Raw genomic sequence first — 14,737 nt, forward strand, 5'->3', positions numbered from 1 at the left:
TCTGCAAGCGTAGCGATCAGAACGCGTCGTGAGAATGATTCAATTGCGATATCGTTATCTCGACGAGGCAGCTATCGTTTTCACCACAACGCAGGCCCGTCACTTACGCCCTTTCGAATATGCCGCGATAAGCGCCATACATCGACAGCACGATCAGCGCGCTGACCAGCGGCGTCACCAGCAATCCGCGCAATGTAAGCGGCGCGAAGGTGGCAAGCCACACGTCGGCGGCAATGGCGATGCCGAACACCAGAGCGACCCGCCAGTTACGCGCCACGGCACGCGCACTCGCCGCCATCGCGTTGAGAGGCGAGACGTCGTTCAATACGACCTGCGCCGGCGCGAACCATACCAGCGAAGCCGCGACCGCATACGCCAGCATGTTGAGCACCGGCTCCAGCGCATTGCGCGTGCCGTTATGCGCGCCGTAGACGATCGTCAGATCATGTACGCCGTTCGGTGCAACAGATGCCTTCACGGACACATGAAACGCCACAAACGCGATCAGTTGACCCGCATAGGCAACAGCAGCACCGCACTGCCCGATCGTGATCAACGCATTGCGATGCACGTTGACGGCTTCGATCGTCTCGCGGATCGACCACGGGCGCGCGTTGCTCGCACGTTCCTGCATCAGCACCAGACCCGCGGCGAGGACCGGCCCGACGAGCACCGCCAGCACGCGCAACGGCGGCGCCAGTTCAAACAGCATGACAAAATCGGCGCAGCCAAGAATCGCCACGAGCCACAGCAGCGGATTTGCGCGAGCGATACGCACCCCTTCCGAGAGCCAGCCGGCAACGCTCCTTACGCTGACCGTGCGACTGTCCGGATAGCCCAGCCCGGATGCAGGTTGCCGGTGTGCCGGGACTGCCGTACCGCCTGAATAATGCATAGTCATGACCGCTTCCTTTTCATCGAATGAGGATGGAGACGTCAGTCAACCGGCGCCGCGCTTCAGGCGGATTGCCCTCCGTCGAGCCGGGCAGTAATCAGTTCGAGTTGCCGCTGAACGTAGCGGACCAGGGCGCGCCATGTGATGCGTGTCAACCACAGGCACAGCCACAAGCCGACGACGCCGGCAACCAGCATCGCGAATCCGTAGATCATCGCGCCGATACCCGAGCCATGCGGCCCGACCACCACGACGTTGTCCGAACCGCTCCTGATCGCGATGTGATCGTGATCGATCACGACCGAATCCGAGCCGCTGCGGACCGCCAGTCTTTTACCGCTGCCGTCAGCGCCTTGCACAAAGGACACGTGTTCGCCGTGGTTCCTGATGTCCCACGCCAGCGACTTCGCACCGGTTCCGATGCGCGCGACCGATACCTTGTCCCCTTCGCCATCCTTGAGATCGAGCGCAACGATGTCGGTGGACGCGATAGACCATGCCCCATCCGGCTCGACTGTGAACAGATCGCGCGCGCCGCCAACCGAATTGATCCTGAGTTTGCCGCCGTCATTCCTGATTTCAATCGGACCGCCAAGCGTCACCACTGAAATCCGCGTGGCGGCATCCGGGCGCAGCAGGAAACGGTCGCCGACCACGCTGAATGCCTTCATATTGGCGGTTGCCAGGCGCGCGTCGCCCTGCGCTGACGCGTCGTCCGCATCGTCTTTCGCCGCGCTGGCGTTGCCCTTGCCGCTGCTCTTGTCGTTGCCCTTGTCGTTGCCATTTTTGCTCGCCTGCCGGTCCACTTTCACGTCACCGCTCTCGAAGCTGAACGGCACCGAATGGAACGCCGGCCACCCGAACAGATGATGGCTCCCGAGCGCGACCACCGTCACGAGCCCCGCAACCGTCAGCGCGCCCGAAACCATGTAGCCGACCGTCAGCATCAGCAGATAGAACATGAACGGAATCAGCAGGAACAACTGCAACAAGCCGAGTCCCGCGATCGACATGACCACCCGCACCAGGTTGCCGAACGAATGCCGCGTCTCCCACTGGCGGAAGGTTGCCTGCGCCTTCAGTTCGCGTGCGAGCTTGACCGGGTCGCCGAGCGCGGCCACCACCTCTGCCTCGCTGCGGCCCGCTGCGAGCGCGTCGCCGAAATACTCGCGATAGTCGGCGACGATTTCGTCGACGACCTGCTTCGGCAAACTCCGCAGTTCGTGGCGCAATTGCTGGATGAATGCGTCCTGCGTCATTGCTTTTCCCCTGTTCCCGAGGGCGTACCGGACAAGGCCAGCACACCGTTGACTTCATCGACAAAACTGCGCCATTCGCCTTGCATTTCCGCCAGGCTGTTGCGGCCCGCCGCCGTCAGCGAGTAGTACTTGCGTGGCGGCCCCGACGTGGATTCCACGAAATACGTCGACACCCATGCTTCAGCCTGCAAGCGGCGCATCAGCGGGTAGATCGTGCCCTCGCTGATCTCCATGGTTTCGGAAAGCGTCGAGACGAGCTCGTAGGCATAGCTGTCGCCGCCGGCGAGAACAGCCAACACGCACATGTCGAGGGTTCCCTTCTTGAGCTGCGTTTTCATTCAATTCCATTACATTAGTGTGCATAGCACGGTACCTTGCTATGCACTGGTGCCGGATGCGCCGATCCGCGAGATGACGAACGAACTCTAGCACCCAGTATTGTTTAATGCAAGGTACTGTTTTATGCACAGGACAGAGCACTCGCCGAGCCGAGCCGAGCCGAGCCAGTCGTCCGATCTCGCCGCCATGGTCGATCTGGCGCCGACGTCCGACCACGTGGAGTCCGCGATACGGGTTCGGCTCAACGCCAGGACGCCGCTTTGCGCAGTCCTGCAATGCCTCATGCCATGACGTATTCACGCCGCGAACGATCGGCATTGGAACAATGAAGTTGACGGACACTGACGCACTAACGAACACTATGCGCACTACAGCACGTGAGAACCTGGGAGTCTTCTGATATGCCATCCACGCCCACACCCGATCGCATGAGCGACAAACCGGTGCCGCCGTCTGCCGAACAACAGGTACGGGAGGAACTGGCGGCGCTCTACCGGCTGGCCGCTCACTTCCGCATGACCGACATGATCGACACGCACATCACGGCGCGCCTGCCCGGCTCGCCGGGCGAGCCGCCGGCGTTTCTGATCAACCGCTATGGCGTGCTGTTTCACGAAATGCGCGCATCGGACCTCGTGAAGATCGATCATCTCGGCAACGTCATCGACGAGCGGGCACGCAGCGAGCCGGCATTGTTTCGCGTGAACGCCGCAGGGTTCACGATTCATTCGGCCATCCACGCGGCGCGCGACGATCTGCATTTCGTGATCCATACGCACACCGCCGCCGGCATAGCCGTGTCGGCTCAGGAACAGGGGCTGCTGCCGATCAGTCAGCATGCGTTGAAGTTCTACGGCAAGCTCGCCTATCACGATTACGAAGGCATCGCGCTCGAACTCGGCGAGCGCGAGCGCCTCGTGCGCGATCTCGGTTCCTGCAAGGCGATGATCCTGCGCAATCACGGGCTGCTTGCGGCAGGCGCCACCGCAGCCGAAGCGTTCCACGAGATCTATTTCCTCGAGCGGGCCTGTCAGGCGCAAATCCAGGCACTGGCCGGCGGCAGCGCACTGCGCATCCCGCCGCGAGAAGTGTGCGAGTTGACCGCGAGCCAGTTCGCTCGCGACGACTCCGCGGGAATTCTGGAGTTGGCGTGGCGTGCGGCGTTACGATTGATCGACGACCCGCAATCCGACTACCGCAGCTAGACCCGCTTTCTGAGCTACGCCGCCCTGCTATCCAGGCTCACGCTCTACCCGATGTTTCTGCTCGTCCACCCGCATGATTCGATCAAGGCCGGCCGCCGCGGGCCGATCAGGCGGCGCGAGCAACGCCAACCTCGATGTGGCTCGGGCGGGCAACGCGTCGCTGATCGAGGTCACGCTGGTCGAGGTCAGACTGCTAGAGCGACGCGCCGCCGCACATCACGATCTGCTGCCCGGTAATCGCGCCCGCATCGTCTCCGAGCAGGAAGGCCGTCAACGCCGCCACTTCCGACGGTCTGACGAAGCGGCCTATCGGCGGCAATTTAGGCGGTGTACCGGCTCGCGCCGGATTGCTGAGTAAGGGCGTATCGGTGGCGCCTGGCGCGACCACATTGACCGTGATGCCACGCGGCGCGAGCTCGGCCGCCCAGGACCGGGCCATGCCGACCAGCGCCGCTTTGGTCGCCGCATATTGGCTGCGGGTGGCGGCGCCGTTCGCCGTCCGGCTGCCGATCAGCACGATGCGGCCACCCGCGGACATTTTCGGCAGCAGTGCATTGGCGAGAAAAGCAGCCGCGTCGACGTGAATCCGCCACATTGCCGCGCCGTCGTCGGCGGCCAGTTCGCCGAGCGGCGCCGTGCGCATGAATCCGGCCGCATGCACGAAGGCGTCGCAAGCGCCGATGGCGTCGGCGATGGGCTCCAGCGCGGCAAAGTCCGTCACATCGACGGGGACGATCGTCAGGCGCTCGGTGTCGTGCTTCGCCGGTGTCCGGCACAAGCCCGTCACGCGCCACCCTTCCGCGAGCAGGCGCTGAACGATCGCCTCGCCGATTCCCGACGACGCCCCCGTCACCACGGCATGCCGTTGCACGAGCGATTTCGCTGTCACTCCGTTTCCCCTCGAAAATCGGTCACGGAGAGCCGTCGCGCATGCTTATCGAACCGCCGCGGTCTCCACCGTCACCTCGCCTCGCTCGTCGAACAAGGCCAGTTCCCGCGGCTCCGCCGCGTTATCGGTAATCAACGTCCAGTCGCGCTCGAGCGGCGTCCAATGCTGCTGGCTGGCGCGGCCAAGTTTGTCCGCGGTGACGAGCACGAACACGCTCGCCGCCTGACGGATCACACACTCCTTCAGATACGCCTGCTCGGCGGTCGCCTCGCACAGACCACGCGTAGCGGTCACGCCGTCGGCACCGAGAAACGCCTTGTCGAAACTCAGGCGGCTCAGCGCAAGCTGCGCCAGCGGCCCGAGCGTGCTCATGCTCGACGAGCGGATATCGCCGCCGATCAGCGTCACCCGCACCTTGCTGGAGGCGAGCGCGCCGACCACCAGCAGGTTGTTCGTCACGACATGAATCGAACGATGCCCGATCAACTGCCGCGCCAGCGCCGCCGTGGTCGTGCCGCCGTCGAGAAACAGCGTGTCGTCCTCCTGCACATGCGCGAGCGCGGCGCGCGCAATCGCATCTTTCTGCTCGCGAAAACTTTCGCTGCGTTCGTCGAGCGACGCTTCCGGCTCGTGCGCGCTGACGGCCGCCGCCCCGCCATAGGTGCGCAGAATCTGGCGGTCCTCCGCGAGCGCCCGCAAATCGCGCCGCACGGTTGCCTCGGACATGCCGAAGTGCTCGCACAACGTACCGACATCTGTCATCCCGCCCAGCACAGCGTGAAGCATCGCCTCGCGGCGTTTCGCAACTTTCATGATCTTGGATCGGAGGAACCGGTTAAGCGACGGCGCGCCGGCGGCGCGCGAAAAAGTGTGCCTAGTGTAGCGAATTTCCATTCGTACGCCGTGTCCCTTTCCGGTCCGCTCAAAACCGGCTCTTCCCCCTACTGCTTCGCCGATAGCCGCATTGACGGCCTCAACCGCGCACCCATGTTTCGTCGACGCTCACATATTTGATCCGTTGACGGAAGTACGTGAAAGCAATGTGCAATGCACCGTCGGCCGATTGCACGATGGACGGATACGAATACTCGCGGTTGCGCTGCTCGGCCGAATTGTTCGTCATGCAGTAGCCGTCGCCGATTTCCAGATTGCGCCGGCGCGCCCATGTACGGCCGCCGTCTTCGGAAATTGCCAGCGACATCGGGCTTCGCGGTGCGCCCCAGAATGCACTGCCGCGTGCGGATGCACTCTGGTCGCGCAACGCGCCGCTGTCTTCGGAGTCTTCGATATCGTCGTACAGCGAGGCGCGCCGCCCGGTGCTGTGCGACGCGTCGCTCTCGTTGAACACCAGCGCGAGATGGCCATTCTTCAGCGAGACGAACTGGATCGACGAGTTGTTGTTCGGCAACGTGGTCGCCTGCGGCGCGCTCCACGTGCGGCCGTCTTTCGAGCGGCTGGCATAAATGAAGTCCGCCCAGCGGCTACGGAACAGCGCGAGCAGCGAGCCGTCAGCGAGGACCTGTACGTTCATATGCACGCAGCCGACGCTATCGGGCACCTCATGCTCGCGCCACGAGCGTCCTTCGTCTTCGGAGATCAGCACGGCGCTGATGTCGTTGTTGCCGACCCAGCGTTCGCCGGGTTCGGTTCGGCACATGAACACCGGGCACAACCATGCGCCGTCCGGCAGCACGACGATCGGCTGACGCACGAAGGTGCCCGCGCGGTCGAACAATGTCTCGATCGGCCCCCAGGTCACGCCGCCATCGGACGAAATGCGCCGCCGCACGATCGCGGTGTTCTGATGCCCGGACAACTGCGCGGTATAAGTCAGCCACAAGCGGCCATCGGGCGCCGTGAACAGCACGGGGTTCTGCTCGGAACGCGTCGGGTCGTTCGACAGCTTCTCGGGCTCGGACCAGACGCCGGTGCCCGCACGCAAGCGCGACATGTAGATCGACACGTCGGGAATCCCTTCCTGCGTGCCGCCGAACCAGACGCACAACAGATCGCCATTGGGCAGCGCATGCAGATTGGCCGCGTGGTTCTGCACGCACGGGGACGGCAGATACGCGTCGCGCCGCTGCGCGTCGGCATACGCCACGCGCACGTGGTTGTCCCACGTCGCCGAGGTCGGGGCATCCGCGAGGATGGAAGTCATGCGGTGTTCTCCTGATTACGTCACGTCAATGTGATTCACGATGCTGGAGCCGCTCGCCGCTCGCGCCGACAGGCTTGGAGCCCGAGGGAAACAGCAGCTTCTCCAGCACGATAACGATAGCCGGCGTCACCAGCGACACGTACATGTTGTCGATGCCGAACGGATTGCCGAGCAGATACCACACCGTTGTCGAGATCGTCGCGATGATCATCGCGGCCATCGCGCCACGGCTGCTGTTGAAGAAAGGCAGATAGATGCCGATCAAGGCCACCACCGACACCGTCAGCCGCAACGCCCGCGTGAAGAACGACAGCGCCAGGATCTGCGGCACGAACAGCACGAACACGAGCGGCACGAGTCCGACCACGAGCGAAATCCAGCGTGTCATGCGCAGTTCCACATCCGGTGCCGGGTTGTAGCGCGGCACATAGAAATCCTTGACCACCAGCGACGCGATGGCAAGCGCGACCGTGCACACGCTGACGAAAATCGATGCCACGAGCGACGTCGTCACCACACCGGCCAGCAGCGGATTCATATGCTGCAGAAACACCGGCAGCGCATAGAGGCTCTTGATGTCGGGAAACAGGAACTTGGCCGAGACGCCGAGAAAGCCGAGTGCGAGCGAGATCGGCACGCACAGCGCCGCGGCCAGCAGCGAGGCATTGCGCGCCGCCTCCGGTGAACGGGTTGCGGAAATCGCCTGAATGATGAACTGTGTCGAGAAGATCGCGCCCGCGGTGCCGATGATCCACGCGCCGATCGTACCGTTGCTGAGCGAACCGTTCCATGTGAAGTAATGCTCGGGCATTTGCGCCATCATCGGTTTGATGCCGCCCGTCATTTGCCACGCCACGTACACCAGAATCGCGATGCCGATCAGTTTGACCGCGCTATGCACGATGGTCAGATAGGCGACGCTCTTCAAGCCGCCCCATGCGAAATACACCGTGCTGACGATCGCCGTGATCACGGCGGCTGTCGGCAGATTGATACGCATCACGGTCGAAATCGCCGCCGCGCCGCTCACATAGTTGCCCACGTTCACGAGAAACAGCGCGTAGATCATGATCGCCGAAACGACCAGCTTCGCACGCTTGCCGTACTTCATTGCAATGAAGCCCGAGATCGTGAATTCGCCGGAACTGTAGAGGCGTTTGGCCATGAACAGGCCGAAGAACAGAAAACCGATCGAGGCGGCGATCACCGACCACGATGCCGCGATCCCCGCGCTGAACGCTTCCTGCGAGGTGCCCACCGTCGACTTGGCACCGATGAATTCCGACATCAGCAACACGGCGACGACCACGGCGGGCATCGAGCGCGACGCCACCATGAACTGTTCGGAATTGCGGCTGCGCAGCTTGACGCTAAACCAGCTGGTCAGAAGAATGTAGAGCACGACCATCCCGACGATGATCGCTGTGTCCCAGTAGCCAAAAGTTGCCATGGTGTCTCCAATGTATTTTGACGACGTCTTCGCATCGAAAAATCCGGCCGCCGGGCGTGTGCCCGCCTTCTCGGCGGCCGGGAATCCGCTACCGCCGTAGCGGTGCTGTCCTGCGGACTGCGACCTGCGCTCAGGCTTCCAGTTCGGAGCGCCGCGTCGCGAGATCGAGCGCCTGTTTCAGCGCCTCGAGCATGCTGCCTTCGTCGGCGATACCCTTGCCGGCGATGTCGAACGCCGTACCGTGATCGACCGAGGTCCGAATCACCGGCAGACCGACGGTCACGTTGACACCGGCCTCGAGGCCCATCACCTTGACCGGGCCATGGCCCTGGTCGTGATACATCGCGACCACCACATCGAAGTCGCCGCGGCCCGCCCGGAAAAACAGCGTATCGGCGGGCAACGGGCCTTCCACATCCCAGCCGCGTGCCTGCAGCACCTGCACGGCGGGAATGATCTTTTCCTCTTCCTCGCCGTAGCCGAACAGGCCGTTCTCACCCGCGTGCGGATTGATCCCGCATACGCCGATGCGCGGGTTGTCGATACCCGCGCGCACCAGCGTTTCATGCGCGCGCTCGATGGTCCGTTGCACCAGCCCGGGTTCGATGCGGCGAATGGCGTCCAGCAGGCCGATGTGGGTCGTCACGTGAATCACGCGCAGCTTCGGCGCGACGAGCATCATCGACACCTCGTCGATGCCGGTCAGATGCGCGAGCATTTCCGTATGCCCGGGGAAAATGTGGCCGCCCGCGTGCAGCGCTTCCTTGTTCAGCGGCGCCGTGCAGATCGCATCCAGTTCGCCCGCCGAGGTCAGTTTGACGGTACGCGCGATGTACTGATACGCCGCATCGCCCGCGACCGCCGAGAGCTTGCCGTACGGCAGGTCCGCGGGAATCAGGCCGAGATCGATGCAATCGACCACGCCGCATTCGAAGCCGGCATCCGCGGGACTATTGATCGAGCGCACCTCGAGCGACACGCCCGCGCGCTTGCCCGCATCGCGCAAACGCGCTGTGTCGCCGATTACGAGCGGACGGCACTGTTCGTAGACGGAGGCATGGGCCAGCGCCTTCATGACGATTTCCGGGCCGACGCCGGCAGCATCGCCCATGGTGATGCCGATAACTGGACGATAGGTCATTGTGGTAAGTCCTTTGATGGTGGCCTCGTTAGGCCGGGCGATGCGTTGAACGCCGGCGAGCTTCCGCCAGGCAAGATGAAGCGTGTCGGGATGGCCGAAACCGCCCGCTTTGGTGACGACGCAAAGGCGGCGGCCGTTGTGATCCGCGTGCAGCAGCGGCACCCCGCTTTCGATTTCTTCGACGATCCGCAACTGGCCAATGCCGGCCGCGCACAACAACGCGCGTGCCGTTTCGCCGCCGGTAGCGATCACGCTGCCGGCGAACGGCAACGCCGGTGAGAGCAACGCCGCGAGGCGCTGACAAAACAGCAGACCGTCGGCGACGCTGCTGCGATCGGACTGACTCAGGGAAACGACAACGTGCTGCCCCTGTTGAAGCGCTTCGCTCACCTTGCATGTGAGATTCGCATGCGCTTTTGCAAGCGGTTCGGCAAGCAGCGTCCTCGTGTCGACTTCGAACGAAACAAGCGTGCTGCCCGCTTCTGTTTTCAGCCGTTCGACCTGAGCATGCGAAACGCTCGACATGCTGCCGACCACGGTCAGGACCGGCTGGCCCGGCGTGCGCTGTGCCGGTGCGGCAGGCGGCGCAGCATCGGCATCGGCATCGGCATCGGCATCGGCATCGGCATCGGCATCGGCGAGATTCAATGCGCTCATCAGATCGCGGGCAAGCCCTGCCGAGCCCACCCAGAACACGCCGCGTAATTGAGCGGACGCGCGAGCGATCCGCTGCAGATCGTCTTCCGTTTCGCTATCGCACACCACGGCCTGAATCCCGGCGTGACGCAACGTGTCGAGCCGGTTGGTCAGCACGGCGCTGTCCGCACGAACATCGGCCAACGACAGCGCAGCCGTGCGCAAACCGCATTGCCCGAGCATCGCCGGAAGATTCGCCTCGCCGCCGATGCCCTCGTTACGCCACACCTCCGTTTCTTCCACCGCCACGCCGTTCAGCCATTGGCGTCCGCCGCGTGTCGTGCGGCCGGCGGCCGGAAACGCCGGCGCCACGATCGCCATGCCGGCGAGCGGCACCAGCGCCGCCACTTCCGCGGCGAAGTTGCCGCGCAGCGTCGAGTCGATTTTCTTGTAGAGCTTCGTCTCCGCGTGACCGAGTGCGCGCCACACGTCTGCATTACTGCGCGCCGCCGAGGTTGCGTCGAGCCGGCGCGAATCGGCATCCACGGCGAGCACGTCGATCGCGTCGGATGTATTGCTCGCGTCGCGCATCGCAGCGCCTGGCTGCGCGCGCGCATCCAGCGTCACGACGCTGCGCAAGCCAAGGCGCGCGCCCGTCACCGCGCAATCCGCCGTGCCCGACAGATCGTCGCCGATGATCAGGAGCCGCAAGCGGCGTTCGCGGGCGACGTTCACGGCAGCAGGCGGCGATAGATCGCCTTCATGTCGTCGAGCGAAAGCGGCTTCGGGTTGTTGCCGAGCAGCCGTTTGACTTTCGCCGCCGCGACCGAAAGCGCGTCGAGATCGTCTTCCGTGACGCCGAACTTGCGCAGATCCTGAGGAATATCGACGGCCGCCGTCCATTCGTCGATGCGTTCGATCAGCTTGTGCGCAGCGGTCTCTTCATTGTCGTCGTGCGCGCACAGCGATAGCGCACGCGCAACATCGGCGAGGCGGCCCGCGCATGCGTCCATGTTGAACGCCATCACGTGCGGCAGCAGCATGGCGTTCGCCACTCCGTGCGTGATGTTGAACATGCCGCCGAGCGGATACGCGAGCGCATGCACCGCGGCCGTGCCGGCCGCCGTCAATGCAAGGCCGCCGTACATCGAGCCGAGCATCATGGCTTCGCGCGCCTTGATCGAGTCGCCGTGCTCGTAGGCTTCGATGATGTTGGCGCCGATCAGCCGCATCGATTCCATCGCGAACATGTCGCTGACCGGATTGGCCTTGGTCGAGATGTACGATTCGAGCGAGTGCACGAATGCATCCATGCCGGTCGCCGCAGTGATCGCCTTCGGCAATTTCAGCGTCAGGGCGGCATCGAGAATGACGAGTTGCGGCAACAGATGACGGCTCACGATGCCGACCTTCAGCTCCTCGTCCGGTAACGTGACGATCGCATTGGGTGTCACTTCCGAACCGGTGCCCGCGGTGGTCGGCACGAGAATCAACGGCACACCGGGCTTCCTGATCAGATCGATGCCGAGCCATTCGCGCAGCGGTTGCTCGTTGGTCAGACGCACGGCAAACAGCTTGGCGGCGTCGAGTACGCTGCCGCCGCCGATCGACAGGATCGCGTGCGGCGCGAACGGCGCGATCTGCTCGCTGAACACGCTTTCCACGTTGCCGATGGTCGGCTCGGGTTCGACATCGCGCACGATCAGCACTTCGATGTCCTTGTCGGCAAGAGCGGCCGTCACGCGATCGATCACGCCGAGCGCTTCCATCGCGGGCTGAGTGATCAAGGCGATGCGTTTGACCGGCGTGTCGAGCAAAGCGAGTTTGTCCGCCAGCAGGTCGAGGCTGTGTGCGCCGTGCACGATGTGCTTGACGGTCTGGAAGTGATAGGTCGAGGTCATGGCGGTAAGTCGTTAGCGATTGAGTGGTGTGGCCGATGTGCTTCAGCGCGTTTCAGCGCGTCTCAACGTAAATCGGCGCGGTACACCGCGAGCGCCTGTTCGAGACGCGCGCGGGCCTGCGCATCGAGCGGCTGCGCGGGCGAACGCGCCGGACCCGCCGGCATGCCGAGCATTTCCGCCGCGGTCTTCAGCACCACCGGCATCGTGCCGAGCGCGAATGCGTCGCGCAGCGCGCGCAGCGATTCCTGCGCCTTGCGGGCGGCCGCGACATCGCCGGCCTGAAAGTGCTTCCAGATCGACGTCACGACACCCGGCACCGCGTTCGTGGTGGCGGCCACCGCGCCGTCGCCGCCCGCGATCAGGGTCCACAGAATCATCGAATCGGTGCCGGTGAACACCGCGAAGTCGTCGCGGCGCAGATTGATCAGTTGCAGCAGACGATCGAAGTCGCCGCCGCTGTCCTTGATGCCGCGAATGTTCGGGATCTCGGACAGGCGGCGCACCGTGTCGATAGTCAGAGTGATGCCGGCCTTCGCGGGAATCGTGTAGAGCATCACCGGCAAGGTGGTAGCCTGCGCGATCCGCTCATAGTGCGTGAACAGTTCCTGCTGCGTCGCGCCGTTGAAGTACGGCGTGATCACCGACACCGCGTCGACACCCACATCGAGCATCTTGCTGTTCAGATCGATTACGTCGCGCGTGGCGTATGCGCCGGTGCCGGCAATCACCGGCACGCGCGAGCGCGCCTGATCGACTGCGATCTTCGCGATTTGCAGCTTCTCCGCTTCGTTCAAGGCGATGAACTCGCCGTTGGTGCCGAGCACGAACAACGCATGCACCCCCGCCTCGATCAGGCGCTCGATCAGCGTGCGCAACCCGGTTTCGCCGACGTCTTCCGACGCCGTCATCGGCGTGATGAGTGCGGGAATGATCCCCTTGAACAAAACTGTCATGCTCGACTCCACTTCTTCGAAGGAAGGCTTGGGGTTTTCCTCTGAGGTTTTCCTTGAGCCTTCCTGTTTGATCAAATTGCCTGAATCGTTCAGAACTTGTGACGCAGACCCAGCGCCGCGACGAACTGGTGCGACGTGCTCGACGCGGTGATCGGCCACAAGGCCGCAGTCGCTGCGTGGCCCGTCGAATCGATGCCGCTCGCTGCTTGCCAGCCGGCGGTCAGATACACGTCGGTGCGCTTCGACAGGAAATAATCGGCGCCTGCGTTCACCTGGTTGTAGTGCGCGTCGCCGGCGCCGTGTGTGCGGGTGTAGTTGTACGCCACGCCAAGCAGCGTTGCCGGAGACACCTGATAGCGGAAGTTGGCTTCGAGGTTGTCGAAGGTCGCGGTATCGCCGGCGAAACGCGCCACCGGGGCGGCGGCCGCGCCCGAACCCAGATCCTTGAACTTCGAGTTCGAGTAAATCAGGCCGAACGTAGCCGCACCGAAGGTGTAGGCGCCGCCCACCGCCGCTATCTGAAGCGTACGCGCGGACGCGTAGCCGGAGTAGATCGGCGTGTTGTTCGGCGAGATCGCCGCCGCGCCGGCGGTGCCGTCGAACAGACCGGTGTTCGGCGTGGTTGCGTTCACGTAAGACGCCGCGACCACGAACGGGCCGTTTGCATACGTGGCGCCGAGCCCCCATACGCGGTTATTCGAGAAGTCGCCGGCCGTGCCGCCGAAGCTGAACAGGCCGCTAAAACGAAAACCCGCGTAATCGTTGCTGGTGAACTTCACGCTGTTGCTGATCCGCTCGTTCACGTAGAGGTTGTCCGTATTGCCCGGATGAGCGCCAAGACCGCCCGCCCACTGATTTGCCGCTGTCAACGCGCCCAGAAAATCGGCGGATGTGTCGTTCTGCCGCCCCGCTGTCACCTTACCGAAACCCCCGCTCAAACCGACATAGGCGGCACGTCCGAACTCACGGCCGTTCTGGCCGAGCGTGCCCGTGGTGCTGCTGAAACCATTTTCAAGGACGAACAGCGCGCTCAGGCCGCCGCCCAGATCTTCCTGACCACGCAATCCCCAGCGGCTGCCAGACAGTGTGCCGCTCGACATCTGGATATTCGAGTGGCCCTTCTGGCTGTTCGAATAGACGAGCGAAGTGTCGATCAAGCCATACAGCGTCACGCTGCTTTGCGCGTGAGCGGCGGTCGTGGCCGCGCCGAGTACGCCCAATGTGGCCAGGACCTGGAAGGAACGCTTCTTCAATTGTGTCTCCGTGATTTTTCTTGATGGCGGGGCATGGTGCTTCGGCCATTTGAAGACAGTCGAGGCTCGCTGACGTGAGCGTTTCACTCAACCAAAACGACCGGTTCAGTCAATATAATGATCGAATCGATCGTTTGCAAGGATTTTTTTCGGTTCAATCATCAGAACGATCAAATCGATCAGAATGCGTGGGCAATCGTATTTCTGGTTTCGAGCGCGTTGGCGCCACGCAAGACCCTAAGCGGATTGGGCTGATGGGGAATAGGCATGCCGATGAATGACATAATCCCCGCGTCGTTGCCTTGCAACGCAACCACTACCTTCACGCCGCAAAATAAGGAGATTCAGATGAGCAAGGGATATTGGGTGACCGTATACCGCGCAACGAAGGACCCCGCGAAGCTGGCCGCGTATGCGCAACTGGCCGCGCCCGCTGTGGCAGCCGCCAACGGCAAATTCCTCGTGCGCGGCGTGGCCGAGGAAGCTCGCGAGCAAGGCTTGAAGGAACGGACGGTCGTGATTGAGTTTCCGACCTACGAAGAGGCCGTCGCCGCATACGCAAGCGATGCCTACAAGAAGGCGCTTGAAGCGCTGGGCGACGCAGTCGAGCGCGATCTGCGAATCGTTCGCGGCGCCGAATGACGCGCACGAAGCG

13 protein-coding genes are annotated in these 14,737 nt (G+C 63.4%); 2 read left to right on the plus strand and 11 right to left on the minus strand.

Translation table 11 applies throughout. The features are described from left to right. Nucleotides 1-103: 103 nt before the first annotated feature. Genes DSC91_RS11250 through DSC91_RS11260 form a run of 3 tightly spaced genes read right to left on the minus strand, consistent with a single transcriptional unit; the run spans nucleotide 104 to nucleotide 2,492 of the window. A complete protein-coding gene (locus DSC91_RS11250; RefSeq protein WP_162831369.1) occupies nucleotides 104-901 on the minus strand; it encodes a BPSS1780 family membrane protein in 798 nt (265 codons plus the stop codon). A 56-nt stretch (nucleotides 902-957) separates the two neighbouring features. After that, complete coding sequence (locus DSC91_RS11255; protein ID WP_115778195.1) at nucleotides 958-2,154, minus strand: DUF1700 domain-containing protein; 1,197 nt, start codon at nucleotides 2,152-2,154, stop codon at nucleotides 958-960. Further along, nucleotides 2,151-2,492 (minus strand): PadR family transcriptional regulator, encoded by a 342-nt coding sequence (locus DSC91_RS11260; protein ID WP_115778196.1) that lies wholly within the window; start codon nucleotides 2,490-2,492, stop codon nucleotides 2,151-2,153. The genes DSC91_RS11255 and DSC91_RS11260 overlap by 4 nt, the downstream gene beginning before the upstream one ends. Nucleotides 2,493-2,921: 429 nt before the next feature. Between DSC91_RS11260 and DSC91_RS11265 the strand changes: the two genes are divergently transcribed. Continuing rightward, nucleotides 2,922-3,698: a class II aldolase/adducin family protein gene (locus DSC91_RS11265; RefSeq protein ID WP_115778197.1), complete on the plus strand. Its 777-nt coding sequence runs from the start codon at nucleotides 2,922-2,924 to the stop codon at nucleotides 3,696-3,698. 193 nt (nucleotides 3,699-3,891) lie between these two features. On the opposite strand, the gene DSC91_RS11270 is transcribed toward DSC91_RS11265, so the two are convergent. From DSC91_RS11270 to DSC91_RS11305, 8 genes are all read right to left on the minus strand, one after another. Continuing rightward, a complete protein-coding gene (locus DSC91_RS11270; RefSeq protein ID WP_115778198.1) occupies nucleotides 3,892-4,587 on the minus strand; it encodes an SDR family NAD(P)-dependent oxidoreductase in 696 nt (231 codons plus the stop codon). 45 nt (nucleotides 4,588-4,632) lie between these two features. Beyond that, nucleotides 4,633-5,400 carry a DeoR/GlpR family DNA-binding transcription regulator gene (locus DSC91_RS11275; RefSeq protein ID WP_115779798.1) on the minus strand — a complete coding sequence of 256 codons (768 nt, stop codon included), beginning with the start codon at nucleotides 5,398-5,400 and terminating at the stop codon, nucleotides 4,633-4,635. Between the two features lie 160 nt (nucleotides 5,401-5,560). Then, nucleotides 5,561-6,748 carry a sialidase family protein gene (locus DSC91_RS11280; protein WP_115778199.1) on the minus strand — a complete coding sequence of 396 codons (1,188 nt, stop codon included), beginning with the start codon at nucleotides 6,746-6,748 and terminating at the stop codon, nucleotides 5,561-5,563. 25 nt (nucleotides 6,749-6,773) lie between these two features. After that, entirely contained in the window at nucleotides 6,774-8,198 is a 1,425-nt protein-coding gene (locus DSC91_RS11285) for a sodium:solute symporter family protein (RefSeq protein ID WP_115778200.1), read from the minus strand. Nucleotides 8,199-8,328: 130 nt separating this feature from the next. Next, the gene (gene pdxA, locus DSC91_RS11290) at nucleotides 8,329-10,710 is read right to left on the minus strand and encodes a 4-hydroxythreonine-4-phosphate dehydrogenase PdxA (protein ID WP_115778201.1); all 2,382 of its coding nucleotides are present in this window, start codon (nucleotides 10,708-10,710) and stop codon (nucleotides 8,329-8,331) included. Then, a complete protein-coding gene (locus DSC91_RS11295; protein WP_115778202.1) occupies nucleotides 10,707-11,876 on the minus strand; it encodes an iron-containing alcohol dehydrogenase in 1,170 nt (389 codons plus the stop codon). The genes pdxA and DSC91_RS11295 overlap by 4 nt, the downstream gene beginning before the upstream one ends. Nucleotides 11,877-11,938: 62 nt before the next feature. Next, on the minus strand, nucleotides 11,939-12,829 hold the full coding sequence (gene dapA, locus DSC91_RS11300) for a 4-hydroxy-tetrahydrodipicolinate synthase (RefSeq protein ID WP_115778203.1): 891 nt from the start codon (nucleotides 12,827-12,829) through the stop codon (nucleotides 11,939-11,941). Nucleotides 12,830-12,918: 89 nt separating this feature from the next. Beyond that, on the minus strand, nucleotides 12,919-14,082 hold the full coding sequence (locus tag DSC91_RS11305; RefSeq protein WP_115778204.1) for a porin: 1,164 nt from the start codon (nucleotides 14,080-14,082) through the stop codon (nucleotides 12,919-12,921). A gap of 348 nt (nucleotides 14,083-14,430) precedes the next feature. Here DSC91_RS11305 and DSC91_RS11310 point away from each other — a divergent pair, with 348 nt between their 5' ends. Beyond that, nucleotides 14,431-14,724: a DUF1330 domain-containing protein gene (locus DSC91_RS11310; RefSeq protein WP_115778205.1), complete on the plus strand. Its 294-nt coding sequence runs from the start codon at nucleotides 14,431-14,433 to the stop codon at nucleotides 14,722-14,724. Nucleotides 14,725-14,737 lie beyond the last annotated feature (13 nt).

The organism is Paraburkholderia caffeinilytica, from assembly GCF_003368325.1.
In the GTDB taxonomy this organism is placed as follows: Bacteria; Pseudomonadota; Gammaproteobacteria; order Burkholderiales; family Burkholderiaceae; genus Paraburkholderia; species Paraburkholderia caffeinilytica.

Bases quoted from the DNA above. Each gene is read 5' to 3' on its own strand.
- DSC91_RS11250 (WP_162831369.1), bottom strand. From the start codon at position 901: ATGACTATGCATTATTCAGGCGGTACGGCAGTCCCGGCACACCGGCAA.
- DSC91_RS11255 (WP_115778195.1), bottom strand. From the start codon at position 2,154: ATGACGCAGGACGCATTCATCCAGCAATTGCGCCACGAACTGCGGAGT.
- DSC91_RS11260 (WP_115778196.1), bottom strand. From the start codon at position 2,492: ATGAAAACGCAGCTCAAGAAGGGAACCCTCGACATGTGCGTGTTGGCT.
- DSC91_RS11265 (WP_115778197.1), top strand. From the start codon at position 2,922: ATGAGCGACAAACCGGTGCCGCCGTCTGCCGAACAACAGGTACGGGAG.
- DSC91_RS11275 (WP_115779798.1), bottom strand. From the start codon at position 5,400: ATGAAAGTTGCGAAACGCCGCGAGGCGATGCTTCACGCTGTGCTGGGC.
- DSC91_RS11280 (WP_115778199.1), bottom strand. From the start codon at position 6,748: ATGACTTCCATCCTCGCGGATGCCCCGACCTCGGCGACGTGGGACAAC.
- DSC91_RS11285 (WP_115778200.1), bottom strand. From the start codon at position 8,198: ATGGCAACTTTTGGCTACTGGGACACAGCGATCATCGTCGGGATGGTC.
- DSC91_RS11295 (WP_115778202.1), bottom strand. From the start codon at position 11,876: ATGACCTCGACCTATCACTTCCAGACCGTCAAGCACATCGTGCACGGC.
- dapA (WP_115778203.1), bottom strand. From the start codon at position 12,829: ATGACAGTTTTGTTCAAGGGGATCATTCCCGCACTCATCACGCCGATG.
- DSC91_RS11310 (WP_115778205.1), top strand. From the start codon at position 14,431: ATGAGCAAGGGATATTGGGTGACCGTATACCGCGCAACGAAGGACCCC.